At 73.1% G+C, this 25,887-nt stretch carries 20 protein-coding genes and 1 pseudogene; 10 read left to right on the forward strand and 11 right to left on the reverse strand.

All coding sequences use genetic code 11. The annotated features are described in order from the left end of the window. Positions 1 to 33 precede the first annotated feature (33 nt). Positions 34 to 3,186, forward strand: coding sequence for a BTAD domain-containing putative transcriptional regulator (locus AB0J12_RS17615; RefSeq protein ID WP_363265192.1), 3,153 nt, complete (start codon positions 34 to 36; stop codon positions 3,184 to 3,186). Between the two features lie 39 nt (positions 3,187 to 3,225). Here the strand turns inward: AB0J12_RS17615 and AB0J12_RS17620 are convergent, their stop codons facing one another. The 3 genes and pseudogenes from AB0J12_RS17620 to AB0J12_RS17630 all read right to left on the reverse strand — a co-directional run. Continuing rightward, entirely contained in the window at positions 3,226 to 4,020 is a 795-nt protein-coding gene (locus AB0J12_RS17620; RefSeq protein ID WP_363265193.1) for an ABC transporter permease, read from the reverse strand. Further along, a complete protein-coding gene (locus AB0J12_RS17625) occupies positions 4,017 to 4,997 on the reverse strand; it encodes an ATP-binding cassette domain-containing protein (protein WP_363265194.1) in 981 nt (326 codons plus the stop codon). The genes AB0J12_RS17620 and AB0J12_RS17625 overlap by 4 nt, the downstream gene beginning before the upstream one ends. A gap of 127 nt (positions 4,998 to 5,124) precedes the next feature. Continuing rightward, positions 5,125 to 5,552, reverse strand: a pseudogene (locus tag AB0J12_RS17630) (cupin domain-containing protein); the annotation flags it as partial. A gap of 217 nt (positions 5,553 to 5,769) precedes the next feature. Here AB0J12_RS17630 and AB0J12_RS17635 point away from each other — a divergent pair. Next, on the forward strand, positions 5,770 to 6,897 hold the full coding sequence (locus AB0J12_RS17635; RefSeq protein ID WP_363265195.1) for a serine/threonine-protein kinase: 1,128 nt from the start codon (positions 5,770 to 5,772) through the stop codon (positions 6,895 to 6,897). A gap of 57 nt (positions 6,898 to 6,954) precedes the next feature. On the opposite strand, the gene AB0J12_RS17640 is transcribed toward AB0J12_RS17635, so the two are convergent. Both AB0J12_RS17640 and AB0J12_RS17645 read right to left on the reverse strand, forming a co-directional pair. Continuing rightward, positions 6,955 to 9,201, reverse strand: coding sequence for a peptidoglycan recognition protein (locus AB0J12_RS17640; RefSeq protein ID WP_363265196.1), 2,247 nt, complete (start codon positions 9,199 to 9,201; stop codon positions 6,955 to 6,957). A 560-nt stretch (positions 9,202 to 9,761) separates the two neighbouring features. Next, positions 9,762 to 11,426, reverse strand: a complete 1,665-nt coding sequence (locus AB0J12_RS17645) for an FAD-dependent monooxygenase (protein WP_363265197.1) — start codon at positions 11,424 to 11,426, stop codon at positions 9,762 to 9,764. 218 nt (positions 11,427 to 11,644) lie between these two features. On the opposite strand from AB0J12_RS17645, the gene AB0J12_RS17650 reads away from it, so the two are divergent. The 8 genes from AB0J12_RS17650 to AB0J12_RS17685 all read left to right on the forward strand — a co-directional run bounded on the left by AB0J12_RS17650 (position 11,645) and on the right by AB0J12_RS17685 (position 17,190). Continuing rightward, positions 11,645 to 12,775 (forward strand): SchA/CurD-like domain-containing protein, encoded by a 1,131-nt coding sequence (locus tag AB0J12_RS17650; RefSeq protein ID WP_363265198.1) that lies wholly within the window; start codon positions 11,645 to 11,647, stop codon positions 12,773 to 12,775. Between the two features lie 72 nt (positions 12,776 to 12,847). Next, complete coding sequence (locus tag AB0J12_RS17655) at positions 12,848 to 13,255, forward strand: cupin domain-containing protein (RefSeq protein ID WP_361634879.1); 408 nt, start codon at positions 12,848 to 12,850, stop codon at positions 13,253 to 13,255. Further along, entirely contained in the window at positions 13,252 to 14,523 is a 1,272-nt protein-coding gene (locus tag AB0J12_RS17660) for a beta-ketoacyl-[acyl-carrier-protein] synthase family protein (protein ID WP_363265199.1), read from the forward strand. The genes AB0J12_RS17655 and AB0J12_RS17660 overlap by 4 nt, the downstream gene beginning before the upstream one ends. Continuing rightward, positions 14,520 to 15,752, forward strand: a complete 1,233-nt coding sequence (locus AB0J12_RS17665; RefSeq protein ID WP_363265200.1) for a ketosynthase chain-length factor — start codon at positions 14,520 to 14,522, stop codon at positions 15,750 to 15,752. Before AB0J12_RS17660 ends, AB0J12_RS17665 begins: the two co-directional genes overlap by 4 nt. Before the next feature lie 34 nt (positions 15,753 to 15,786). Next, entirely contained in the window at positions 15,787 to 16,068 is a 282-nt protein-coding gene (locus AB0J12_RS17670; RefSeq protein ID WP_363265201.1) for an acyl carrier protein, read from the forward strand. 1 nt (position 16,069) lies between these two features. Next, positions 16,070 to 16,555, forward strand: a complete 486-nt coding sequence (locus tag AB0J12_RS17675; RefSeq protein WP_363265202.1) for an SRPBCC family protein — start codon at positions 16,070 to 16,072, stop codon at positions 16,553 to 16,555. A gap of 14 nt (positions 16,556 to 16,569) precedes the next feature. Beyond that, positions 16,570 to 16,902 carry a TcmI family type II polyketide cyclase gene (locus tag AB0J12_RS17680; protein ID WP_363265203.1) on the forward strand — a complete coding sequence of 111 codons (333 nt, stop codon included), beginning with the start codon at positions 16,570 to 16,572 and terminating at the stop codon, positions 16,900 to 16,902. 99 nt (positions 16,903 to 17,001) lie between these two features. Continuing rightward, positions 17,002 to 17,190: a hypothetical protein gene (locus tag AB0J12_RS17685; protein ID WP_363265204.1), complete on the forward strand. Its 189-nt coding sequence runs from the start codon at positions 17,002 to 17,004 to the stop codon at positions 17,188 to 17,190. A gap of 80 nt (positions 17,191 to 17,270) precedes the next feature. Here the strand turns inward: AB0J12_RS17685 and AB0J12_RS17690 are convergent, their stop codons facing one another. From AB0J12_RS17690 to dnaK, 6 genes are all read right to left on the reverse strand, one after another. Continuing rightward, positions 17,271 to 18,152: an RNA polymerase sigma-70 factor gene (locus AB0J12_RS17690; RefSeq protein WP_363265205.1), complete on the reverse strand. Its 882-nt coding sequence runs from the start codon at positions 18,150 to 18,152 to the stop codon at positions 17,271 to 17,273. A 15-nt stretch (positions 18,153 to 18,167) separates the two neighbouring features. Then, positions 18,168 to 19,355, reverse strand: a complete 1,188-nt coding sequence (locus AB0J12_RS17695; RefSeq protein ID WP_363265206.1) for an FAD-dependent oxidoreductase — start codon at positions 19,353 to 19,355, stop codon at positions 18,168 to 18,170. A gap of 334 nt (positions 19,356 to 19,689) precedes the next feature. Next, positions 19,690 to 22,002, reverse strand: a complete 2,313-nt coding sequence (locus AB0J12_RS17700; RefSeq protein WP_363265207.1) for a LuxR C-terminal-related transcriptional regulator — start codon at positions 22,000 to 22,002, stop codon at positions 19,690 to 19,692. A gap of 181 nt (positions 22,003 to 22,183) precedes the next feature. Next, positions 22,184 to 22,846 carry a DUF6445 family protein gene (locus AB0J12_RS17705; protein WP_363265208.1) on the reverse strand — a complete coding sequence of 221 codons (663 nt, stop codon included), beginning with the start codon at positions 22,844 to 22,846 and terminating at the stop codon, positions 22,184 to 22,186. A 115-nt stretch (positions 22,847 to 22,961) separates the two neighbouring features. Further along, positions 22,962 to 23,681, reverse strand: a complete 720-nt coding sequence (locus tag AB0J12_RS17710; RefSeq protein ID WP_363265209.1) for a carboxypeptidase regulatory-like domain-containing protein — start codon at positions 23,679 to 23,681, stop codon at positions 22,962 to 22,964. Between the two features lie 175 nt (positions 23,682 to 23,856). Then, positions 23,857 to 25,713, reverse strand: coding sequence for a molecular chaperone DnaK (gene dnaK, locus AB0J12_RS17715; protein WP_363265210.1), 1,857 nt, complete (start codon positions 25,711 to 25,713; stop codon positions 23,857 to 23,859). Positions 25,714 to 25,887: the final 174 nt, after the last annotated feature.

A 25,887-nucleotide genomic window follows, 5' to 3' on the forward strand; every position in this document is an offset into this window, starting at 1 on the left:
CTCAGGGTTTCCCCTGGTGACTACTCTGCAGGCGTGACCACCGAGTTGACCCTCCTGTCCACCGTCGCCTTCCGCGGGCGGGAGATCACCGCGCCCCGGCTGCGCGGCCTTCTCGCCCTCCTCGCCGGCGACCTGCGCACCGGCTGCAGCACGGGCCGGCTGGTGGAGGGGCTGTGGCCCGAGGAACTGCCCGAGCGGCCCGGCAAGGCCGTCCAGGTCCTCGTGTCCCGGCTGCGCGCGCAGCTCGGCGCCGACCTGGTGGTGAGCACCCCGACCGGATACCGGCTGGCGCTGGAGGAGACCCGGGTCGACGCCTGCGCGCTGTCCCGGCACGCGGAGGCGAGCGCCGAACGCACCCGCGCCGGGGACCACGCGGCCGCCCTGACGCAGGCCGAGGCGGGCCTGGCGCTGTGGGACGGGACCGTGGACGCGGGGGCCGGTGAGGACCTGCACGACCCGGTGGCCGCCCTGCGCGCCGGCTGCGTCCCCGCGCACCGCTCGCTGGTGCGCTCCCGCGCGCTGGCCCTGGCCCGCCTGGACCGCCGCCAGGAGGCCGTGGCGCCCCTCCTCGACCTCGCCCGCGGCCTGCCCCGCGACGAGGAGGTGCTGGCGGAGCTGCTGCGCTGCGAGGCCGCCACCGCCGGCCGGGCCGCGGCCCTCACCCGGTACGACGCCTACCGCCGCAGGCTGCGTGAGGAGCTGGGAACCGATCCCGGCACCGGCCTCAGGGCCGTCTACCAGGAGCTGCTGAGCGCGGAAGCGGCGCCGGTGCGCCACGGCGTGCCGCACGAGCCGAACCCGCTCCTGGGCCGGGACGCCGACCTCGCCGCCGTGACCGCGCTGCTGCGCGAGGCCCGGGTGGTCACCGTCGTCGGACCCGGCGGACTGGGCAAGACCCGGCTCTGCCACGCGGTGAGCCGGGCGGCCGAACAGCCCGTGGTGCACTTCGTCCCGATGGCCGGTGTCACCGCCGACGACGACGTGCCCGGTGAGGTGGCCTCGGCGGTCGGCGCCGCGGAGGGCCGGCAGTTCGCGGGCGGCACGGACGTGGTGAGCGGCATCGTCGCCGCGCTCGGTGCCGGGCCGGTGCTGCTGGTGCTGGACAACTGCGAGCAGGTCGTCGCCGGTGCGGCCGCCCTCGTCCAGGCGCTGGTGTCGCGGTCGAGCAAGCTGCGGGTCCTGGCCACCAGCCGCGCCCCGCTCGGACTGAGCTCGGAGTCCGTGTACGCCCTGCCCGAACTGTCCCAGGCGACCTCGGTGGAACTCTTCACCCAGCGGGCCCGCGCCGCCCGGCCCGGCGTGGAACTGCCCCCGGGAGCGGTCGCCGAGATCTGCCGCCACCTGGACGGGCTGCCGCTCGCCGTGGAACTCGCCGCGGCCCGGGTGCGGGTGCTCTCCGTCGCCGACATCTCCAGGCGCCTGCGGGACCGGTTCGCGCTGCTGCGCGGCGGCGCCCGCGACGCGCCCGAGCGGCACCGCACCCTGCGCGCCGTGGTCGACTGGAGCTGGAACCTGCTGGAAAGCGGCGGCCGGGCCGCCCTGCGCGCCCTGTCGGTGTTCCCCGGGGGATTCACCGAGGACGCGGCGCAGTACGTCCTCGGTGAGACCGCGGACGCTCTGACCCTGCTGGAACAGCTGGCCGGGCAGTCCCTGATCAAGGTGGACGACAGTCCCTCGGGAGTGCGCTTCCGCATGCTGGAGACGCTGCGGGAGTTCGGCGCGGCCAAGCGTGCCGAGGCCGGCGAGGAGGAGGCGGTGACCGGCCGCTTCCTCGCCTGGGCTCTCGACTTCGGCCGGGCCCACCACGACCTGCTGTTCAGCCACGACCCGGTGCGCGCCTGGTCCCGCATACGCGCCGAGCAGGACAACCTCGTCCTCGCGCTGCGGCACGCGCTGGCCCGCGCCGACGGGCCCACCACCGCGGCCGTCACGGCCGTACTGTCCTCGCTGTGGTCCACCGGCTCCAGCTACGCCCGGCTGGCCTCGCTGGCCGCCGACACCGGCGGACCCCTGTCCCACTTCCGGCCCGAGGACCCCAGGGACGTGGAACCGGCCCGCAGCGCGGCGGCGGTGTGCGCGGCCAGCCTCTTCATGGGCCACGGCCCGCACGCCGTACGCCAGTTGGTGACGCTGCGGCGGCTGCCGCCCGCCTCGCCGGACACCGTGCTGCGGGCCCTGTCCGCGGTGCTGTGCGCCATGCCGGAGATGCGGCCTCCGCGATTCGCCCGGCTGCAGGAACTGTGCGAGGCCGACGAACCGTTGCTGGCGGGCGTCGCCGCGGCCGTCGCCAGCTACGTCTGGGAGGCGGGACACGACGTGGAGCGGGCGCTGACGAGCGCCCGCCGGATGGTCGACGCGCTCGCCCCGCTGAACAACCCGGCCATGCACCTGCTCAGCCATGGCCGGGTCAGCGAGCTGTGCCTGCAGACCGAGCGGGGCGCGGAGGCCTACGACCATCTGCGCGCCGCCCTGGGCGCGCTGGACGCGTTCGGCGACTCGTCCGACTCCCTGGGCGTGCGCTGGGGGCTGGCGCTGGCCTGTCTGCACAACGGCGAGATCGAGGAGGCCCAGTACTGGCTGGACCGCGCCGTGCTGGACCAGCCGCCGGAGTCGGACGGCACGTACAGCCCGGAACTGGCGGCCCGGGCGGAGATCGCGCTGGCCCGGGGACTGACCGAGCTCGGGCTCGGGCTGTGGCGCCGGGCCGCGGAGCAGGTACGGCAGATCAGCGCCCTGTACGCCGCCGACGACCCCTTCGTGGACCCGTGGGCGCTGCAGCTGCAGTCGGCCGCCGTGGCCGCGCACGCGCTGCACGGCCGGCCCGAGCCGGTCGCCGGGCTCACCGAGGAGTTGCGGACGCGGTTGCTCGGGCTGCTGTCCGGTGCTCTGGCCGACGGCTCGCCGGCCGACGGCGCCCCGGTGGAACTCCCGGTCTACGGCACGTTGTTGCTGGCGCTCGGGCACGCCCGGCTGGCGCAGGGCGACCGTGCCGCCGTACGGCTGCTGGCGCTGGCCGAACGGATGCCGGTGGTACGCGAGTTCCCCGCGTTGTCCCTGACCCGTTCCCGGGAGGCGGCCGAGAACGCCGACAAGGCGGCGTACACCGACGCGAGGTCGAGGTACGCCGCCCTGGGGCGGGAGGAACTGCGGGCGGAGGCGCTGCGGGAACTCGTTCCGCGGGGTTGATCGTCAGCCGCGGGCCGGCGGGGGCCGGCCGCGCACCACTCACCGGTTGGGTTCGCGGTTGAACTGCGCCTTGGACCACAGGTACCCCAGCACCGACAGCCCGGCCGCCCAGCCCAGGGTCAGCACGGTGTTCGTCGTGCCGATCCCGCTGCCCAGCAGCAGTCCGCGCAGCGTCTCGATGAAGGGCGAGAAGGGCTGGTACTCGGCGAACCAGCGGAACCAGCCCGGCATGGCGTCCACCGGTACGAACGCACTGGACAGGAAGGGCAGCATGACCAGCGGGGTGCCGATGTTGCTGGCCCCCTCGGGGTTGGGGCTCACCAGGCCCATGCCGACCGCGATCCAGGTCAGCGCGAGGCTGATCAGCGCCATGAGCCCGGCCGCCGCGATCCACTCCACGGGCGTCGCGTTCGGCCTGAAGCCGATGGCCAGTCCGATCCCCAGGACGAGCACCAGAGCCATCAGCGTCTTGATCACGCTGCCGATCACATGACCGATCAGCACGGAGGAGCGGGAGATCGCCATGGTGCGGAACCGGGCCATGATGCCCTCGGTCATGTCGGTGCACACGGACACCGCCGTGCCGAGCGAGGTCATGGCCACGGTCAGGAACAGAATGCCGGGGACCAGGTAGGCGACGTAGTCGGCCCGGTCCGCGTGGCCGCCGTTGATGCCGGCGCTCATCACGTTGCCGAAGACGTAGACGAACAGCAGCAGCAGGATGACCGGGGTGAGCAGGAGGTTCAGGGTCAGGGACGGATAGCGGCGCGCGTGCAGGAGGTTGCGCCGCAGCATGGTGAGGTTGTCGCGGAAGGCGTGGCCGGCGGTGCTCATCGGACGGTCTCCTTGTCGGTGGTCTGAGCGGTCTGAGCGGGTACGGAGCTGCCGGTCAGGGCGAAGAACACGTCGTCCAGGTCCGGGGTGTGCACGGACAGTTCGTCGGCCTCGATGCCGGCGGCGTCGAGCCAGTCGAGGACGGCGCGCAGCTCGCGCTGGCTTCCGTCGCTGGGGATCTGCAGGCTGAGCGCCTCGTCGTCACGGGTGGCCTCGCGCAGCGCGGTCGCCGCCCGCTCGTAGGTCACCGGGTCGGAGAACCGCAGCCGTACATGGCCGCCGGGCACGAGCCGCTTGAGTTCGGCGGCGCTGCCCTCGGCGACGATCCGGCCGCCGTTGAGCACCGCGATACGGTCGGCGAGCTGATCGGCCTCCTCCAGGTACTGGGTGGTGAGGAAGACGGTCGTACCGCCGGAGACCAGCTCGCGGATGATCTGCCACATGGTGTGGCGGGAGCGCGGATCGAGACCGGTGGTCGGCTCGTCGAGGAAGATGATCCGCGGGCTGCCGACCAGGGTCATGGCGATGTCCAGGCGGCGCTTCATACCGCCGGAGTAGGTGGCGGCGGGCTTCTTCGCGGCCTCCACCAGGTCGAAGCGCTCCAGCAGGCCGGCGACGACCTGCCGTCCCTCGCGCTTGGACAGGTGGTGCAGGTCCGCCATCAGCAGCATGTTCTCCTCGCCGGTGATCAGCCCGTCCACGGCGGAGAACTGCCCGGTGACCCCGATGGCCGCCCGGACCGCCTGGGCGCTGGCGGTGATGTCGTGCCCGGCGATCCTCGCCCGGCCGCCGTCGGCCGAGATCAGCGTGGACAGGATGCTGACCACCGTGGTCTTGCCCGCGCCGTTCGGACCCAGCAGGGAGAAGATCGTGCCGGCGGGCACCTCGATGTCGATGCCGTCGAGGACGGTCTTGTCCCCGTAGGCCTTGCGCAGCCCGGTGGCCGCGATCGCGAGTTCGTGATCGGTCGTCGTCATGCCCCGTAGCCTGCGGGCCGGGGCATTCAGTACGGCTTCAGCGCGGTTTCAGCCTCCGCGGACGGGGCGAAGGCGCTGAAACCGGGTGGCGGGGGCGTCGTTCCCGCAGGGAGCGCGGCGCCTGGTGTCAGCGGGCTGAAACGCGCAGGTCGGCGGGGCCTGGTGGGAGGTGGACGGTCATGATCAGGTCGCAGGGTTCGGTGCCCGCGCCGCGGTAGGTGTGGGGGCGTCGCCGTCGAAGGTGGCGGTCTGGCCGGCCTCGACGGGGTGCTAGGTGCCGTCCACGATCAGCGTCATGCGGCCGGAGGTGACGCTGACCGTCTCCACGACCCCGGCCTGGTGCGGATGGCTCGGGTAGTCCTCGCCCGGGTGCAGCCGCCAGCGCCACACCTCCACCGGGGCCGCCCCCGACGTCGTCAGCATGAGCCGGGCCTCGCCGCCGTGCTCGCCGGTCCACAGCGGGGCGACGGCACGCGCGTCCACCACGCGCACCCGGCCCTGCGGCGGCCCCTGCATCAGCGCGGACACCGAGATGCCGAGGGTGTCGGCGAGGCGGGTCGCGGCCGACGAACTCCTCGGCCTGCTCGCCCCGCACGCCGCACGGGCCGGCGTGACCTACCTCGACCCGGCCGGCCCCGAGGCCACCGTCTGAATCGCACGGGGCAGTTGGGACCGCGTGATCGTCACGCCAGTACGCTGTGCTGGCTGCGGCCTCCCCCACCGTCACCGCCGGCTTCGGCGGTGCGCACGGCCTGCGGCGGTCACGTCGGTCGTGCGAGACGAGGATGAGTCACAGGTGCTGATAGCGGGCCGGTACCGGCTGCTCGAACCCATCGGGCGGGGCGCGATGGGAGAGGTCTGGCGCGGACACGACGAGATGCTCGGCAGACCCGTCGCGGTCAAGCTCCTGCTCGAACAGGCGAGTTCGGACACCACCGCCGCCGCCCGGTTCCGGCTGGAGGCCCAGACCGCGGGAGCGCTGAACCATCCGCACGTGGTCGGCGTGCTGGACTTCGGGCAGCACGAGGAACGTCTGTTCCTCGTCATGGAACTGGTGGAGGGCCACAGCCTCGCCCGCCTCACGCGGCAGCCGCCCGAGCGGGTCGCCCACATCGCCGCGCAGGCCGCCGCCGGTCTCGCCGCCGCCCACCAGCAGGGCATCGTGCACCGCGACATCAAGCCCGCCAACCTGCTCCTCGACCCCCACGGCACCCTGAAGATCGGCGACTTCGGCATCGCCCGCTTCCTCGACGACCCCGGCGCGGCCCTCACCGCCACCGGGCAGATCGTCGGCACCGGCCTCTACCTCGCGCCGGAACGCGCCCTCGGCCGGCCCGCCGGTCCCCCGTCCGACGTGTACTCACTGGGCTGCGTGCTGTACCAACTCCTCACCGGGCGACCCCCGTTCGAGGCCGACACCGCCCTCGGCGTCCTGCACCGGCACCTGGACGCCGTCCCAGTCCCGCCCCGCGACCTCGGCGTCCGCCTGCCGCCCGCGTTCGAGAACTTCCTGCTCGGCCTGCTCGCCAAGGAACCCGAGGACCGCCCCACCGCTCAGCAGATCGCCGACTGGTTCGCCGGCGGTGCCTGGCAGGGGCGGCCCGAGCCGCTGCCGCCCAGCCAGGAGCCTGCGGCCCCCGTACCGCCGCCGCCCGCGCCCGCCGCCGTGACCACCTACCGCCTCCCGGTCCGGGAGGCGAGCCGCCGCGGTACGGCGCGGACGCGCGGGCTCAGCGGTACCGGGAAGAAGGTGGCCGCCATGGTCGCCGGCGTCCTGCTCTTCGTCGGCGCGCTGCTGGCCGGCATGACCTGGTTCGCGCCCGACCGCAGCTCCGCCGAGACCCCGCAGAACCCGGCGACGGGCACGCCGTCGCCCGGCACCACGCAGGGCGAGGGCTGACCACGAAAAAACGAGGGCCCCGACCGCGGGGCCCTCGTCACGTTCCTCACCTCGGCGTCACTTCACGTAGACGAGCCCGTCCGTCGTGATGGTCGGCCGGCCGCTCGTGCCCACGACCACGATCTTGACGGTGTGCTTGGCGCTCGCGGACCAGGTCTTCGTCCAGATCGCCTGCCGGTACAGCGTCGTGGCGGACTTCAGATCCACGGTCGCGGCCTTGACACCGTCCACGTACACGTACGCCTGCCCCGAGGTCGAGGCCCGCGAGACCACCCAGGCGGCGGACCGCCCGGTGAAGGTCCAGGTCAGGCTCGCTCCGGTGGAGCCGCTGGAGTACGACGCGCCGCCGAGATAGCTGCTGCTGGACCGGCCGGCCCAGCTGCCGGACTTCACGGCCGAGCTCTCCTGGAGGATCACCGGGGTGAAGGCGGCCGACGCGGTACGGGTGTTGCCGGCCCAGTCGGCGGCCCGCAGCGACCAGGTGGCGGCAGTGCCGGACGCGGCGGTGCGGGCGGCGCTGTAGGTGGTCGGACCGTAGACGGCCGTACCGGGCGAGAGCAGGGTCACCGAACGCAGGGCTGCGTTGTCGGTGGCCTTCCAGCCGAGCGTGACCGGGACGGCCGTGGTGTTGACGGTGCCGGTGCGCAGGGACAGCGCCGGGTTGGCGGTGAAGGCGGGCGCGGTCGTCTCGGCGACGACGTTCACCGACGCGGTCGTGGCGGTCCTGCCGGACTGGTGCACGGCCCGCACGGCGACGGTGTGGCTGCCGAGAGCCAGCGTGGCGCTCGCGGAGGAGGCGCTGCCGGCCACCGTCGTGGCCACCTTGCCGTCGACGAGCAGCTCGAAGCTCTTGACGAGCGAACGGGGCGTGGTGGCCGACCAGTTCACGGTGACGGCGCCCTTGGTGTAGTACGTCGAGCCGGACAGGCTCGCGCCGCCGGCCACCGAGGTGACCTTCAGCCCCTGCACGGGCCCGGCCGCCCACGCCCGGACGGTCGGCAGCTGCGCGTACAGCGAACTGCCCGGGCACTGGGTGTTGAAGCCGTCGCGGTGACCGGAGACGCGCTGGAAGGTGTACTTGGTCCCGGCCGTGTACGTGCTGCCCGCGTAGTTGGTCTGCGTGGCGCCCGAAGTCAGCTGCACCGTGCCGGCCGGGTCGGCGCCGTACTGCCCGAGCTTCCAGGCCGCGACCCGGGCGACGGCCTCCAGCACGGCGTTGCCCACGCCGGTGGTGCTGTACGTGCCGAGCACGGCTATGCCCGTGGACTCCCGGTTCCAGCCGTAGGTGTGCGCCCCGAGCACCGGCAGGTCGACGCCGCCCTTGCGGCCCTCGAAGACGGTGCCGCACTTGTCGACGAGGAAGTTGTAGCCGATGTCGTTCCAGCCCTTGACCTGCGTGTGGTACGCGTAGATGCCGCGCACGATCGACGCGGAGTCGGTGCACGCGTAGGTGTTGTCGCCGTCGGTGTGGTGGACGAAGACGGCCTTGACGTCGGCGTTGTACTCCGACGGGTCGGGGCTCAGCGACTCGTCGGCGCCCCACTCGGCCCGCGAACTGATCGGCGGCCGCGGCACGGTGGACGGCGGCGCGGTGGGCGGGGGCGGGGTGGTGACGGTGGGCGAGGGGGACACCGTGGCCGTGGGCGAGGAGGACACGGAGTCCGTCGGCGACGGGGAGTCCGTGGGCGGCGCGGAATCGGTGGGCGAGACGGAATCCGTGGGGGAGACGGAATCCGTGGGCGACGGCGAATCCGTCACCGGCGCGGACGCGGAGGCGGAGTCGCTCGGCGAGGCATCCGGCGTCCCCTCGGCCACGAACGCGGCGGGCTCGGCACCGCCCACCCGGGTCTCGGCGTCGGTGACGACACCCGGGTCGACGAGATTGACCTGAAGCCCCTTGGGCAGCGCGCGGGCAGTGCCGTTCTTGCGCAGCACACGGGCCTCGACCCCGTCGGAGGCACCGACCCACCGCGGCTCGGACGCGCCGCGCTCACCCTGCTCGGGGTGCTCCAGCGGGTCGGCGTCCACGTCGAGGTCCTGCCAGTCGCTCCACTCGCCGGTGACGCTGCTGTGCGTGCGCACCTGCGCGGTGCCGTGCAGCCGCACGGTGGGGCCGCTCCAGGAGACGCCGACCAGCGAGAACTCCCGGGTACCGGTGCGCGGCAGCTCCCGCTTGTCGCTCGCGGCACCACCCAGCGCCAGGTCGTAGACCCGCACCGGCCGCTTCGCCCGCACACCGGGTCCGGAGTCGTGCGAGGGGCTGGCCACGGCGTACGTCACGACGCCCCCGCCTCCCAGCACCACGGCACCGAGCGTCAGCCACGCCCGCCGTTTCAGGCTCAGCGGTCTGTACGCATGCGAAGCACTCGTCGTACGACGACTCACGACGTATCCCACCCCGAAGAAGGCCGCGGACCGGCGGCAGTGAAAGTGAAGCCACAGAAAGCACACCGGTCACTCGGTGCGCCGCTCACTACAGCGCGGGGGGCTCCGCCGACATCACAGGGGGCGGTACTTCAGTGACACAGATCACTTCGCCGGGTGCTGGGCGCGCCACGGCGTCGTCGCACTCGCCGACGGCGGCAAGGGGACGGGGTGGGGGGTGTCCGCCCGCAGCGGCCGGCACCGGCACAGGGCGCCCCTCGTCGGGAACGGGCGGCCGGACCGAGGACGGACACCCCCCAGCCCGGCCCCGACTCACCCACCGGCCGTAGGCGCTACGCACGCCACGACGCGACCGCAACGGGCCGCCGCAGGCCCATAAGGGGCGCGGGGAACGGCGCGACCAGCCACAACGAAACCCGCACAGGCCGCCGCGACCGGCCCCCCTCCCCACAGCCCGCAGACGAACAAACCCGCGGCCATCAGGTCCGCAGCGACAACACCCTCCCCAACACCCCCCGCAACTCCCGCTCCGCGTCCTGCACCGCATGCGCCGTACGCCAAGCCACAAACCCGTCCGGCCGCACCAGCACCGCACCCCCCGCCGCGACACCGTGCACGTCCGACCAGGACACGGACGCGTCCTCGGGCACGAGATCCCCACCCGCCCCCACCCGATGCGGCCGCAACGGCACACGCAGCTCGTCGGCCAGCCGAAGCGCCGCGTCGTACCAGGCCCGCCCCTCCGAGGCGTCGCACAGCAGCACCAGCGACGTCTCGTACAGATCCAGCGTCGACAGCCGCGAGTCCCCCCGCCGCACCCACAGATGCGGCGCACGACTGCCCGGCGCCCCGGACAGCTCGAGCCGGTCGGGCACCACGGGCCCACCGGCATCGGCCCCGACGACCGCACCGCCCGGGTACCGATACCCCAGCGCCACATCGAGGATCCCACCCGGCCGCCGCCCCCCACCGGCCCCGGCCCCGGCCCCCGCCCCCGGCGCGAACCCGGGATGGGCGTGCTCCACCGACCGCACCGCCGCCCTAGCACTGGTCGCCTCCGCGACCGGCCGCCGTTCCGCGTCATAGCTGTCCAGCAGCCCGTCCCCGGCCCATCCGCCGAGCACGGCCGCGAGTTTCCACGCAAGGTTGTGCGCGTCCTGGATGCCGGTGTTGGATCCGAACGCCCCGGTCGGTGACATCTCGTGCGCGGAGTCCCCGGCGAGGAAGACCCGCCCGGACCGGTAGGCCGTGGCGACCCGCTGGGCGGCGTGCCAGGGCGCCCGTCCGGTGATCTCCACGTCGAGGTCGTCGACACCCACCGCGCGCCGGATGTGCGCGATGCACCGCTCGTCGGTGAACTCCTCGACGGTTTCTCCGCGTTCGGGGTGCCAGGGTGCGTGGAACACCCAGTTCTCCCGGTTGTCCACGGGCAGCAGCGCCCCGTCGGCGTCGTCGGACGTCAGGTAGCACACGATGAACCGCCGGTCCCCGACCACCTCCGCCAGCCCGCGCGAGCGGAACGTCACGCTGATGTTGTGGAACAGGTCGCCCGGCCCGCTCTGCCCGATGCCGAGCTGCTCGCGCACGGGGCTGCGCGGCCCGTCCGCGGCGACGAGGTAGTCGGCCCGCACCCGCAGGTGCTCGCCGGTCTCACGGCTCTTGGCGACCGCCGTCACCCCGTCGCCGTCCACCTCGAAGGACATCAGCTCGGTGGAGAACCGCAGATCACCGCCCATCGCCACGGCGTGGTCCAGCAGCACCGGCTCCAGGTCGTTCTGGCTGCACAGGCACCACCCGGTGGGGCTGAAGCGGGCCAGCCCGCCACCCGGGTCGATCTCCTTGAACAGCCACTCCCCGGCGTCCCCGACGAGCGTCGGCGTCTGCAGGATGCCGTGGTTGTCGGCCAGTGTGGCCGCGGCCCGGTGGATGTCCCCCTCGACACCCGCGACCCGGAACAGTTCCATCGTCCGGACGTTGTTGCCGCGTCCACGCGGGTGAATGGACGTACCGGCATGCCGCTCCAGGAGGGTGTGCCGTACCCCCAGACGGCCCAGGAACACGGATGTCGACAGTCCCACCAGGGACCCTCCGACGATCAGGACAGGAACCCGGTGCACGGCCTCCTGACCGGCCTGCTGCTTCATCGCTTCGCCTCCAGCGCGTCGATCCCACGGGTTCACATCCATGCCCCGCGCCGCCGCCGGCGGCTCACGCTTCACCCGCTCACCCCGCCCGGATCGCGCACTCGTGCAGCTCGGCTCAGGATCGTCCCTACGTGGCCGCGGAGGCCGCCCCGGGCGACCCCCACCCACCAACCACCGCGGAAAACGAAAACTCCCCACCCGAAGAAGAGGTGTGCAGGATGACGGTCTCCCCCGCCGTGTCGACGGTCCCGGACCGCGTCGCCACGGACGCGTTCGACGGGTCCCGGGTGCGGGTCGTGCTCATGGTGGACATCCACGACGGAACCCAACAGGAGTTCCTGGCCGCCTACGAGCGCATGTGCGCGCAGGTGGCCTCCGTACCGGGACACATCAGCGACCAGCTGTGCCAGTCCCTGGAGAACCCCACCCAGTGGCTCATCACCAGCGAGTGGGAGAGCGCCGAGCCCTTCCTCGCCTGGGTCAACAGCGACCAGCACCTGGACATGGTCGAGCCGATGAGCGGCTGTGTCCGCGACACCCGCTCGCTGCGCTACACCGTGCTGCGCGAGACGTTCGGCAGCGCCGACGCCCTTCCCACGGGCGGTCTGCAGCCGGCCCCCCGCACCGGCGCCAACGTCGTCCGGCACGCCCTGACCTTCACGGTCACCCCGGGCAGCGAGGCCGTCGTCGCCGAGCTGCTGTCCCACTACGCCTCGCCGCAGCCCCGGGTGGACGACACCACCCGGCTGCTGCGCACGTCGCTGTTCATGCACGGCAACCGGGTGGTGCGCGCGGTCGAGGTGCGCGGCGACCTGCAGGCCGCGCTGCGGCACGTGTCGCGCCAGCCGGAGGTGCGGGCCGTGGAGGAGGCGATCAACCCGTATCTGGAGCAGGACCGCGACCTGAACGACCCCAAGTCGGCGCGGGCCTTCTTCACCCGGGCCGCGCTGCCCGCCGTACACCATGTGGACGCCGTCACCCCGGGCGCCGACGTGGAGCGGGTGGCCCTGCTCTATCCCGCCCGCCCGGGCGCCGGCCCCGCGCTGGCCCGGCTGCTGGCCCGGCAGGACGCGGCGGCCGCAGGCGACCCGGAGACCCCGGTGACGTCCTGCACCGTCTTCCACCGCGACGACCTCGTGGTGCGGCTGGTCGACGTGACGGGCGATCCGCAGGACACCCCCGGACGCGTCCTCGCCCTGGCCGACCCCGAGGCGCGCGCCGCGGCCGCGCCGCTGCTGGACGGCGACGCCCTCGGCCTCGACGTCCCGCTGACGGACGAGCGGGCGCTGCCCCGCCTCCTGACCCGGGCCCGGATGCGACCGCTCACGGACCGCACGGCGGCCTCCTGATCCGCGCGTCCCCGGCTCCGCCGCCCTTCCCGACTCACCCCGAACCCTCTTCCCCTCCCGGAGTGAAACGTCATGACGCAACAGCAGGCACGCATCGTCGACCTCGGTTCGATCGCCCCCAACCGCCGGCGCGGCGGTGACGTCCGCGCGCTTCTGACGCCGACGACCGCGGGCTCGACCAGCGGCTTCATGGGCGTGGCCATCGTGCAGCCCGGGGAGCGCATCGCCGAGCACTACCACCCGTACTCCGAGGAGTTCGTCTTCGTCACGCAGGGCGTGTTCGAGGTGGACCTGGACGGCGAGCCGCAGCATCTGCGCACCGAGCAGGGGCTGCTGATCCCGCCACACGTGCGGCACCGGTTCCGCAACGTCGGTGACACCGAGGCGCGGATCGTCTTCCACCTCGGCCCGCTGGCGCCGCGCCCCGACATGGGGCACGTGGACACCGAAGAGGGCGAACCCGCCGAGGTGATGTCATGAACAGGCGTCGGGTCGCGGTCACCGGCATAGGCGTCGTCGCACCCGGCGGCATCGGCGTCCCCGCGTTCTGGGACCTGCTCGCGAGCGGCCGTACGGCCACGCGCAGGATCTCCCTGTTCGACCCGGAGGGACTGCGCTCGCAGATGGCCGCCGAGTGCGACTTCGACCCCGCGGCGCACGGACTGGACCTCGCGACCACCCAGCGCTGTGACCGGTACATACAGTTCGCCCTGGTCGCGGCCGCCGAGGCGGTCCGGGACGCGGGCCTGGACCCGGCCCGCGAGGACCCCTGGCGCATGGGCGCCTTCCTCGGCACCGCGGTCGGCGGCACCACCCGGCTGGAGCACGACTACGTGCTGGTCAGCGAGCACGGCGCCCGCTGGGACGTGGACCACACCAAGGCGGGCCCGGATCTGCACCGCGCGTACTCGCCGAGCACCCTCGCCGCGACCGTGGCCGAGGAGTTCGGGGCGCACGGCGTGGTGCAGACCGTCTCCACGGGCTGCACCTCAGGCCTGGACGCGGTCGGCTACGCCGCGCAGGCGGTCGCCGAGGGCCGCGCGGACGTGGTGATCGCGGGCGCGTCGGACTCGCCGATATCCCCGATCACCATGGCGTGCTTCGACGCGATCAAGGCGACCTCGCCCAGCAACGACGATCCCGAGCACGCCTCCCGCCCCTTCGACGCCCGCCGCAACGGGTTCGTGATGGGCGAGGGCGGCGCGGTCCTGGTGCTGGAGGACCTGGAGCACGCCCGGGCGCGCGGCGCGGAGATCTACTGCGAGCTGGCCGGCTACGCCACGTACGGCAACGCGTACCACATGACCGGTCTGACCAAGGACGGCCTGGAGATGGCGCGGGCCATCGACGACGCCCTGGACCAGGCCCGGCTGGACGCCACGGCCGTGGACTACGTCAACGCGCACGGCTCGGGCACACAGCAGAACGACCGCCACGAGACCGCCGCCGTCAAGCGCGCCCTGGGCGCGCACGCCTTCGACACCCCGATGAGCTCGATCAAGTCGATGGTGGGCCACTCGCTCGGCGCGATCGGCTCCATCGAACTGGTGGCGTGCGTGCTGGCGCTGGCCCACCAGGTGGTGCCGCCGACCGCGAACTACGAGGTGCCGGACCCCGAGTGCGACCTGGACTACGTGCCGCGCACCGCACGGGAGCGGCAGCTGTCCACGGTGCTGTCGGTGGGCAGCGGGTTCGGCGGGTTCCAGTCGGCGGTCGTACTGACAGGACCGGTAAGGAGGCTGCGATGAGCGGACCGGATACCCGGCGGGCCGTCGTCACCGGGCTGGGTGTGGTGGCGCCGCAGGGCGTCGGCGCGGAGACGTACTGGAAGGCGGTGGCCGACGGCCGCAGCTTCCTCGGCCCGATCACCCGGGAGGGCTGCACGCACCTGCCGCTGAAGGTGGGCGGCGAGGTGCGGGAGTTCGACCCGGCGGCGCTGATCGAGGCGACGTACCTGGTCCAGACGGACCGGTTCACGCACCACGCCATGGCCGCGGCCCAACTGGCCCTGGACGACGCCCGGCTGGCGCCGGCCGACCTCGACTCGCCGTATTCGGTGGGTGTGGTGACGGCCGCGGGCTCCGGCGGCGGCGAGTTCGGCCAGCGGGAGCTGCAGAAGCTGTGGGGCGAGGGTCCCAAGCACGTCGGTCCGTACCAGTCGATCGCCTGGTTCTACGCCGCCAGCACAGGCCAGACCTCCATCCGCGGCGGGTTCAAGGGCCCGTGCGGGGTGGTGTGCGCGGACGAGCCGGGCGGCCTGGACGCGCTGGCGCACGCGGCCCGCGCGATCGGCCGGGGCACGGACGCGGTGGTGGCCGGTGCCACGGAGGCGCCGCTCGCGCCGTACTCCATGGTGTGCCAGCTCGGCTATCCCGAGCTGAGCCGGAGCGAGGACCCCGAGCGCGCGTACCGCCCCTTCACCTCGGGTGCGTGCGGTTTCGTGCCCGGTGAGGGCGGCGCGATGTTCGTCCTGGAGGACGAGCGGGCGGCGCGCGAGCGGGGCGCGCAGGCGCGGGCCACGGTGGCCGGGCACGCGGCGACCTTCACCGGGGCCTCCCGCTGGTCCGGCTCCCGCGAGGGGCTGGCCCGTGCGATCACCGGGGCGCTGGAGCAGGCGGGGTGCCGTCCACAGGATGTGGACGTCGTCTTCGCCGACGCGCTGGGTGTGCCGGAGGCCGACGAGGCGGAGGTGCTCGCCCTCGCCGACGCGCTCGGGCCGCACGCCCGCAAGGTGCCGGTGACCGCGCCGAAGACCGGCGGGGGCCGGGCGCACTGCGCGGCGGCGGTGCTGGACGTGGCGACGGCGGTGCTCGCGATGGAGCACGGCCTGATCCCGCCCACACCGAACGTCTTCGACCCCTGCCATGAGCTGGACCTGGTGACCGGCCGGGCCCGGACCGCCGACGTCCGTACGGCCCTGGTCGTCAGCCGGGGCCTGATGGGCAACAACGCGGCGCTCGTCCTGCGCGCGCCGTGACCATCCACGCGAGCCACAAGAGAGGGAACAGCACATGACCGACCAACTGGACCACCGGCTGACCACCCAGGTCACCTACGCCGACCTGGCCGACCTGATGAAGCGCACGGCCGGCGTCAGCGTCGAGCCGCAGGAGCTGGAACGGCAGTCCGCGTCCGGCTTCGACAGCTTCGGGCTGGACTCGCTGGGCCTGCTCGGCATCGTCGCCGAGCTGGAGAAGCGGCACAGTGCCGGCCTGCCGGAGAACGCCGAGAAGTGCAAGACACCGGCCGAGTTCCTCGCGCTGGTCAACGACGCCCTGACGAGTGGAGCCTGACATGACCGACGGCCACACCGAGAACGAGATCACCATCGCCGCCCCGTTCGACCTGGTCTGGGACATGACCAACGACCTGGACAACTGGCCGGACCTGTTCAGCGAGTACGCCTCGGTCGACGTCCTCGACCGCAAGGGCGACACGGTCACCTTCCGGCTCACCATGCACCCCGACGAGCAGGGCAAGGTGTGGAGCTGGGTGTCGGAGCGCACGGCCGACCGTGCGAGCCGTACCGTGCGCGCGCACCGCGTGGAGACCGGGCCCTTCCAGTACATGAACATCCGCTGGGAGTACCGCGAGACGCCCGAGGGTGTGCGGATGCGCTGGATCCAGGACTTCGCGATGAAGCCGGAGGCGCCGGTCGACGACGCGGGCATGACCGCGATGATCAACCGCAACTCCAAGACGCAGATGGCCCTGATCCGCGACCGCATCGAGCAGGCGGCCGGCGACGAGCGCCGCGAGCCGGCGCTGGCCACGGACTGAAGGGGCGCACCGCGATGCACCACACCCTGATCGTCGCCCGCATGAAGCCCGGCTCGGAGAACGACATCGCGCAGATCTTCGCCGACTCCGACCGGGGCGAGCTGCCGCACCTGGTGGGCGTCAGCCGGCGCAGCCTCTTCCAGTTCAACGACATCTACCTCCACCTCATCGAGGCGGAGCAGGACCCGGGCCCCGCGATCGCGCGCCTGGTCGACCACCCGGAGTTCCGTGACGTCAGCGACCGTCTGACGCCGTTCGTCTCCGCGTACGACCCGGCGACCTGGCGCAGCCCCAAGGACGCGATGGCCCACCGCTTCTACCACTGGGACGCGTCCACGGTCCGCTGACCCCCGCCCGGACCCGGCCGGAACCGGCCGGGTCCGCGGGTATGTCCGTCGCCTCCGGAGCTCGCGGTGCGTGCGCTCCCGCGGCGGAGGGGGTCGGCCATGAGCAGAAGGCGTTACGTCGCCCGGGGCGTGCCCGGCGGCTACCGCCTCTGGGACAACCGGGGGCGCCGCTGGTGGGGCGAGCTGTACGAGCTGTGCCCCGACGACCTCCTGGAAGAGCTGAACGGCCCGGCCGACCCGGCCAGGATCACGACGCTGATGAAGCGATACCGCCGGCTTCGGCGATAGCGGCGCCGGCGAGCGCGGCCGCCGGCCAAGGCGCTGCCGTGCGGTGCGCGGCCTCATCCCGATCTTCGGCTGGTCGTTGCTCAGCCCCGCACCCCGGCGAGCTTGTCCGGGTTCACCTGCAACCGCAGGTTCCGGATACGGCCGTCCACCACGTCGTACGTCAGCGCGCCCACCGGTGTGCCGCCCAGCACCATGAGCAGGCCCAGCTCGCCGTTGATCTCGGCACGCTCCATGACCACGTCCCGGGACTGCGGCTTGGCCAGGACGCCCAGGATCCAGCGGGCCACGTGGTCGGGGCCGTACAGCGGACGCCGGGCCGCGGTGATCTTGCCGCCGCCGTCGGACCAGCAGGTCACGTCCGGGGCGAGGAGTTCCATCACCGCGCTCAGGTCACCGCCCGCGCACGCCTCGATGAAGCGGCTGGTGACCTCCGCGCGGCGGCCGGCGTCGGCGTCGTAGCGGGGGCGGCGGGCGCGCACATGCTCCCGGGCACGGTGCGCGATCTGCCGGACCGCCGGCTCCGGGCGGTCGAGGGTCTCGGCGATCTCGGCGTGGCTGTAGCCGAAGACCTCGCGCAGCACGAACACCGCCCGCTCGATCGGGGTCAGGGTCTCCAGGACCACCAGCATGGCCGTCGAAACGCTGTCCGCCATCTCCGTCTCCTCAGCGGCGTCGGGGGAGGTCAGCAGCGGCTCCGGCAGCCACGGTCCGACGTACTTCTCGCGTCGCGCCCGGGCCGAGGTGAGCCGGTTCAGGGCGAGGTTGGTGACCGTGCGGACCAGGTATGCCCGCGGGTCGCGCACGTCGGAGCGGTCCGCCCGGTGCCAGGTCAGCCAGGCGTCCTGGAGCACGTCCTCGGCGTCCGCGACGCTGCCGAGCATCCGGTAGGCGGTGGCGAACAGCAGCCGGCGGTGCTCGAGGTAGGGGTCCTGCCGGTCCTGGCCGGTCGTCGGTTCCGTCATCGCTTCCGCTTCCCCTCACCGCGTCGCCCGGCCGCCCCTGAACAGGGCCACGTTCACATCGGCCCGCTTGACCAGCCGGTACGCCGGGAGCGGGCTGGCGCTGACCGTCTCCTTGTACAGGACGGCGGCCCGGCCCCTCAGATACGCCCGGCGCGGGGTGTCGTCGGGGTGGGTGAACTGGATGACGGCGTCGCGCCGGCCGAGGCTCACCGGCTGGTGGACATAGCCGAAGCGGAACGGCTTGACCTGCTTGCCGCGCAGCCGGCGGGCGATCGCGTCGGCCGCGTACTGGGCGGTGGGCATCCCGCTCTGGCAGGTGCCGTGCAGCGGCCCCCACGGCATGCGCACCGCGGCCGCGTCACCGACGGCGTACACGTCGGGATGGGAGACGGACCGCAGGGTGCCGTCGGTGACGACGCGGCCGCTGTCGTCGACCTCGATCCCGGCGTCGGCGGCCAGGCGCGGCGCGCGCACGCCGGTCGTCCACAGACAGACGTCGGCCGCCACCACCTCACCGGTCACCTGCTCCACGCCCTCGGGAAGCACCTTGGTGACCGCGGCGCCCGTGCGCACGCTCACCCCGAGCCGCTCCAGCGCGCGGCGCAGATGGGCGCGTGCCCGCTCGCCCATGAGGGCGCCCGGCTCGCCCGTGCTGATCAGGGTCACCGTCAGCGCCGGGTAGGTCTCCGCGATCTCCGTCGCCGCCTCCACGCCGGTCAGCCCGGCGCCGCACACGGCCACCGTGCCGCCGCCGGCAGCGGCGAGCGCGCGCAGCCGGCCGGCGAGGGCGAGCGCCGCGTCCCGGCCGTTCAGCGTGTGCGCATGGGCGTCCGCGCCGGGCACCCGCCCGGTGTCGGGGGCGCTGCCGAGGGCGTACACGAGCGTGTCGTACGGCAGCACCGCCGCACCCTCGTCCACGGTCACCGTGCGGGCCCCGGCGTCCAGCGCGGTGACGGTGCCCCGCACGAAGGCGACGCCGGTGCCGGCGAGCAGGTCGGGGATGCGGTGGTCGGCCAGTTGCTGTCCGGCGGCCAGCTGGTGCAGCCGCAGGCGTTCGGTGAAGCGGGCCGACGGGTTGACGAGGGTGATGCGGACGCCGGTGCGGCGGGTGCGGCGGGCCAGCCGGAGGGCCGCCAGCATGCCGGTGTAACCGGCGCCGAGGACGACGATGCGGTGCTCTGCGTACTGATCCTGGTGCGTCATGGTCCCTCCCGGGTCCGGGCCACCGGAGCGGTGACGCCCAGGGGACAAGGGACGGGGAACAGACGTGACAGGTACCGAAAGTGACGCACCTCACACACGACGGGGCTGCCCCGCCGACCAGGGGCAGCCCCGCCACAGTCGCCGGGGGGAGGTACCGCGCCGGATGCCTGCCATGACAGCCGCGGGGGATCCGACACTGTCGGCACCCGGGCGCTCCGTCCCCCCGGCGGCTTCCCCCAGGCTGCCGCGCCGGACGGGCACCGCGCACCACAACCCGGGAAGATCGGTATACGTACTCCCGCCAGGCCCCGCCCGGCGCGGCCCCGCCCCGTACCTACGTACCCGAAACGGTCACCGCCGGGATCTCCGTGCGCGAGGTGATGCGCAGCTTGGCGAGGATGTGCTCGACATGGGCGTCGACCGTGCGCTTGGAGATGACCAGCCGCTCCGCGATCTCCCGGTTGGACAGCCCCCGTGTGACCAGCGCGGCGACCTCCCGCTCGCGCCGTGTGAGGGCGTCCGCGGCGCGCCCCTCCACCGGCTCCCGGGGCCGCGGCGGACGCCGTACGCCGTCCGCGGGCCCCGGCTCGTCGGCGCCCGCGCGTACCGCGTCGAGCACCTGCCGCCCCGACATCCGCGCCCCCGCGTCCCGCAGCCGGCCGAAGTCCTCCGCCCCCAGCGCGGCCCGCACCGCGCGCTGCACCGCGTCCTGCTCCTGCAGCAGCCGCGGCAGCATCGCCACCGGGTCACCGCCCAGGCGGCGGGCGTGCTCGGCGTATCCGAGCAGCCAGCACGCGCGCGCGTGGCGCCCGCGCCGGGCCTCGTACCAGGCGAGCCCCAGGCAGGCGAGCGCCGCCACCAGCACCTCACCCATCTCCGCGGCCGCCTCCAGGGACCGCTCGAAGCACACCGCGCTGTCGTCGTGGTCCCCGGCGAGCGACAGGATCAGCCCCTGCACCGCCAGCGTGGAGGCGTAGATCTGCCGCTCGCCGGTGCCCTCCAGATACGCGAGACCCGTCGCGCACAGCTCCAGCGCCCCCATCGTGTCGCCGAGCACCGCCCGCAGCAGCGCGCCCTCGTAGTGCACGACCCCGATGCCGAGCGCGTCACCGGCGGCGACGATCCGCTGCCGGGCCCGCTCCAGCTCCGCCAGCCCCTCCTCGACCTTGCCGCCGAGCGCCGTCATCGCGCCCAGATACGCCTCGGCGAACAGCTCCACCCGCCGCTGCCCGACCCGCCGCGCCACCGCGTGGGCCTCGGGGAACCGCTCCAGCGCGGTGTCCAGGTCGGCCGTCCACACCCCGAACACACCGGTCATGAACAGCCCCCAGGCCCGCTCGGGACAGTCCTGCGGGGTCAGCTCCAGCGCCTTGTCGATCCAGTACCGCCCCTCCGACAGGGTGCCCGCGGCCCGCCAGTACGGCCCGAGCCGGGCCGCCAGCCACAGCGCCCGCGGCGCCCTCGCCGCGCTCGCGCAGCCGTGCTCCAGGGCGGCCCGCACATCGGCGGCCTCGCGCCGCACCGCGCGGTGCAGGGCGACCTGGGAGGGCCCGACGAACTCGTCCCAGAAGCGCCCCGCGAGCCGCTCGTAACGCCCGAAGTGCCGCTCCAGGACCGCCTCGTGGTCGTCGGTGAGGGACAGCCGGCCGCGCCCGTACTCACGGATCGTGTCGAGCAGCCGGTAGCGCCCCGCGCCGCCGTCCTCGTCGATCCGCTGCACGACGGACTTGTCGACCAGCCCCACCAGGGCCTCGACGACCCGCTCGGCGGGCAGACCGCCCCCGGCGCAGACCTGCTCGGCCGCCGCCAGGTCGAAGGGCCCGGCGAAGACGGAGAGCCGGGCCCACAGCAGGCGTTCCCGCGGGGTGCACAGCTCGTGGGACCAGTCGATGGCGGTGCGCAGGGTCTGGTGCCGGGTGAGCGCGGTGCGGCGGCCCCCGGTGAGGATCTCGAAGCGGCGGTCGAGCCGGGCGACCAGCTCCGCCAGCGGCAGGGCGCGCAGTCTGACCGCCGCCAGCTCCAGGGCGAGCGGAATGCCGTCCAGCCGGTCGACCAGGGCGAACGTGCGCTCCCGGTCCGCTTCGGTGACGCCCTGCCCGGCGGTCACGGCGGCGGCCCGCTGCAGGAACAGCTCCACCGCGTCCTCGCGGGGCAGCGGCGCCAGGGTCAGACAGTGCTCACCGGGCACGTCCAGCGGCTGCCGGCTGGTGGCGAGCACGGTCAGCCCGGGCGCCTCACGCAGCAGGATGTCGCAGAGCGTGGCGCACGCGTCGAGCAGATGCTCACAGGTGTCCAGGACGACCAGCGTCCGCCTGCCGCGCAGCTGCTCCACGACCGCGTCCAGCGCGCTCATGCCGGACTGTTCGGGCAGCTCCAGCACCCCGGCGAGGGTCGCCGGGACCAGCTCGGCGTCGTGCAGCGCCGACAACTCGACGAGCCGCACGCCGTCCGCGTACCGCGCGGCCGCCTCCCCGGCCGCCCGCAGCGCCGTACGGCTCTTGCCGACGCCGCCGGGGCCGACCAGTGTGACCAGCCGTGCCTGTCCCAACGCGTCGCGCAGCGAGGCGAGTTCTTGCGCCCGTCCCACGAAACCGGTGACCTCGGCGGGGAGTTGCCCGCCGCGGCGCTGACCGAATCCGAATCCCATACGACCCCCGTGCGGTCCTGCTGCCGGAACTCGTCACAGCGTAGGGACACGGATGCGCAGCGTGAATGCCGCACGTCCGCACACCGCCCGGTCGGAGGACACTCGCCCCCTAGGTATCACCCGCAGCGGTAGTGCCGTCCGCACAGCGGTCCGAGGGGTGAGGCGGCGTCCGATGTGGACGTCAGGCCATCCAGAAGAAGACCGCGGTCATGCGTTTGTCCTCCAGCGAGAGGCCGTGGTAACCGGTCGCGCTGTGCACGAGGTTGGCGTGATAGACCAGCAGCCGGTTGTACCGGTGCGCAACCGTCACGTCCTCCTCGAAGGCGTCCGGCGCGACGAACCGCGTCCCGAGGGCCTCGACCAGGTTGGTGTGCGGCGCCTGCACGACGTTGCCGCCGAGCCGCCCGCCGGGCAGGGACTGCCGGTAGAAGGCCGTACCGCAGCCCTTCGGCACCGCCGGATTGAGGTACAGCACGGCGGCGTACCGGCACAGCGCCCGGGAGTCGGTGTGCGGCCGTGACTCGCTCTCGCCCTCCCCGACGACCTGCACACAGTTGTGGTTCAGGGTGCCGCCGCCCGGCGCCCGCTGCACCCACAGCTCCTTGGCACCGGTCGCCCGCCGCACGAGGTTCTCGACCACCGCCAGCTCACCGGGTTCCAGGCCGGGCATGGTGCGCAGCCCGGGCCAGCTCTCGGAGGTGTACGGATACCCCTTGACCCAGTCGTCCCTGCGCAGCACCCGCTCCCGCACGGCGTCGGGATCGGGCAGGACGTCGTCGAAGACCCAGTAGTCGCGGCCCTTGGTGGGCTTGCGATACGGCAGGACGGGGAGCGGCACGGACATGCGGCCGAATGTAGGCGCGGCCCGGCTATGGACTCTCCCGGGGAAGAGTCAACACTCCCGGATGAAAGGTCAATGTTTGGCCAACGCATCCGCCTCGCCGTGCCGTTACGGCCCCTTACGTCACGGTGATACGGATCTGCTCGCTCTCCGCGCTCACCCCGTTGAAGGTCGCCGTGGCCTGCAGCCGCCCGGCGCCGGCCGGCAGATCGGTCCCGGGCACGCACCACCAGGTGCCGTCGGCGGCGGCGGTCGTGGAGCACACCTCGTTCTCGTCCTGGTCGCGGACGCTGACCTGGGCACCCGGGTAGGCGGTGCCTGCGGTCCGCGGCCGCGAGCCGAGCGGGACACCGGCCAGCGGCTGCGACAGCGTCGGCTCGGGCAGCCCCACCGTCACGGTGCACGCCCCTTCGTCGCGGCGGCTGCCGCCGGCGTCGGTGACGACCATCGCGCACCCGCTCAGCCGGGTCCCCGGCACGGCGTTCGCGGGAACGAAGAGCACGAACGGGAACGTCCGGCCGGACCACGGGCCGCCCGCCGCGGTGCCGGAGAACGTGTAGGTGCCGGTGCCGCCGTCTGCGGCGACGGCCCCGCGGTAGCCGCCGTCGGCCAGCGGCGTACCGGTGACCGCGGCGGGCGCCGAGACGGTCAGCGTCAGCCGGGACCCGGCGCCGAGAGCGGGACCGCCGTACCCGGCGACCTCCAGCAGCCCCTGCCGGCCGGGAACGATGGTCACCGAGCCCCACAGCTCGCGTTCCTGCGCCCCGGCGGGCGACTGGAGCAAGGCGGTCAGTACGAGAGCTGCGCAGCAGCCCAGCGAAACGAGGGGGCGTCTCATGGTGGCGCGATCTCCCTGAACGAACGGGTGTCGACCCCCCACGCCGATTGTCAGGTCGCAAAAGACCACGTGCCGCGCCGGTGCACCCATGAGAGTGACGGCGACGACAGCCCGCCCAAGGGGCGCGGGGAACTGCGCGTGCACCCCCTCACCCACCCGCGGACAGCCGCCGTCCTCAGCCCGCCTCCCGCTTGTCGTCGTCCACGATCTCCGCGTCCACCACGTCGTCGTCGGCTTTCCCGCCGGAGGCACCCGCGCTCTCACCCTGCCCGCCGGAGGCCTCCCGCCCCCGCTCGTACATCGCCGTACCGATCTTCTGCGCCGCCTGAGCCGCCTTGTCGACCGCGGAGCGGATCGCCCCCGTGTCCTCGCCCTTCAGCGCCTCCTTCAGCTCGGCCAGCGCCTCCTCCGTCTCCCTCTTGGCGTCCGCGGGGATGTTCTCCGGGTTGTCCCGGATCAGCTGCTCCGTCCGGTAGACGAGCTGCTCCCCCTGGTTGCGGGTCTCCGCCGCCTCGCGCCGGCGCCGGTCCTCCTCCGCGTGCTGCTCGGCCTCCCGCACCATGCGGTCGATGTCGTCCCGCGGCAGTGCGGAGCCGCCGGTGACGGTCATCTTCTGTTCCTTGCCGGTGCCGAGGTCCTTGGCGGAGACGTGCATGATCCCGTTGGCGTCGATGTCGAACGCCACCTCGATCTGCGGCACCCCGCGCGGCGCGGGCGGCAGACCGGTCAGCTCGAACATGCCGAGCTTCTTGTTGTACGCCGCGATCTCCCGCTCGCCCTGGTAGACCTGGATCGTCACCGACGGCTGGTTGTCCTCGGCCGTCGTGAAGATCTCCGAGCGCTTGGTCGGGATCGTGGTGTTGCGCTCGATGAGCTTGGTCATGATGCCGCCCTTGGTCTCGATACCGAGCGACAACGGGGTGACGTCCAGCAGCAGGACGTCCTTGACCTCACCCTTGAGCACACCGGCCTGCAGCGCCGCCCCCACCGCCACGACCTCGTCGGGGTTGACGCCCTTGTGCGGCTCCTTGCCCGTCAGTTCCTTCACCAGCTCCGTCACGGCCGGCATCCGCGTCGATCCGCCGACCAGCACCACGTGGTCGATCTCCTTGACCGAGATCCCCGCGTCGCGCACCGCGTTCTGGAACGGCCCCTTGCAGCGCTGCAGCAGATCCGCCGTCAGCTGTTCGAACTGCGCCCGCGTGAGCTTCTCCTCCAGATGCAGCGGACCCTGGGCGGAGGCGGTGACGTAGGGCAGGTTGATGCTCGTCTCGGTCGACGAGGACAGCTCGATCTTCGCCTTCTCCGCGGCCTCCCGGAGCCGCTGCACGGCCATCTTGTCCTTCGACAGATCGACGCCGTAGTTGTTCTTGAAGCCGGTGACGAGGTGGTCGACGATCCGCTGGTCCCAGTCGTCGCCGCCGAGGTGTGTGTCGCCGTTGGTCGCCTTGACCTCGATGACACCGTCGCCCATCTCCAGCAGCGACACGTCGAACGTACCGCCGCCGAGGTCGAAGACGAGCACCGTCTGGTCGTTGCCCTTGTCCAGCCCGTACGCCAGCGCCGCCGCCGTCGGCTCGTTGACGATCCGCAGGACGTTCAGGCCGGCGATCTCCCCGGCCTCCTTCGTGGCCTGCCGCTGGGCGTCGTCGAAGTACGCCGGCACGGTGATCACGGCGTCCGTGACGTCCTCGCCCAGGTACGCCTCCGCGTCCCGCTTGAGTTTCTGCAGCACGCGCGCGGAGACCTCCTGCGCGGTGTACCGCCTGCCGTCGATGTCGCCGCTGTCCGGGAACCGCCAGGCGTGGTCGCCCACATGCCGCTTGACGGACCGGGCCGTGCGCTCCACGTTCGTCACGGCCTGCCGTTTCGCGACCTCCCCGACGAGCACCTCGCCGTTCTTGGCGAAGGCGACGACGGACGGGGTGGTGCGGGCCCCCTCCGTGTTGGCGATGACGGTGGGTTCGCCGCCCTCCAGGACCGAGACCACCGAGTTCGTGGTGCCGAGATCGATTCCGACCGAACGCGCCATCGGGCTCTCCCTTCTCGGGTGCCGTAGCTGCGGGGCTGCGGGCTTCACCTCCCTTCCTGCATAAAACGTGAGCCGACCGCCGTCAAGGAAGATTTTTTCGGTCCCCGCCGAACACAACCGCCGTTCGTTGCGTACTCCTGTGCGTCCGACCGGACGGTGTGACAGGAGGCACGG

The organism is Streptomyces sp. NPDC049915 (genome assembly GCF_040656475.1).
Classification (GTDB): Bacteria; Actinomycetota; Actinomycetes; order Streptomycetales; family Streptomycetaceae; genus Streptomyces.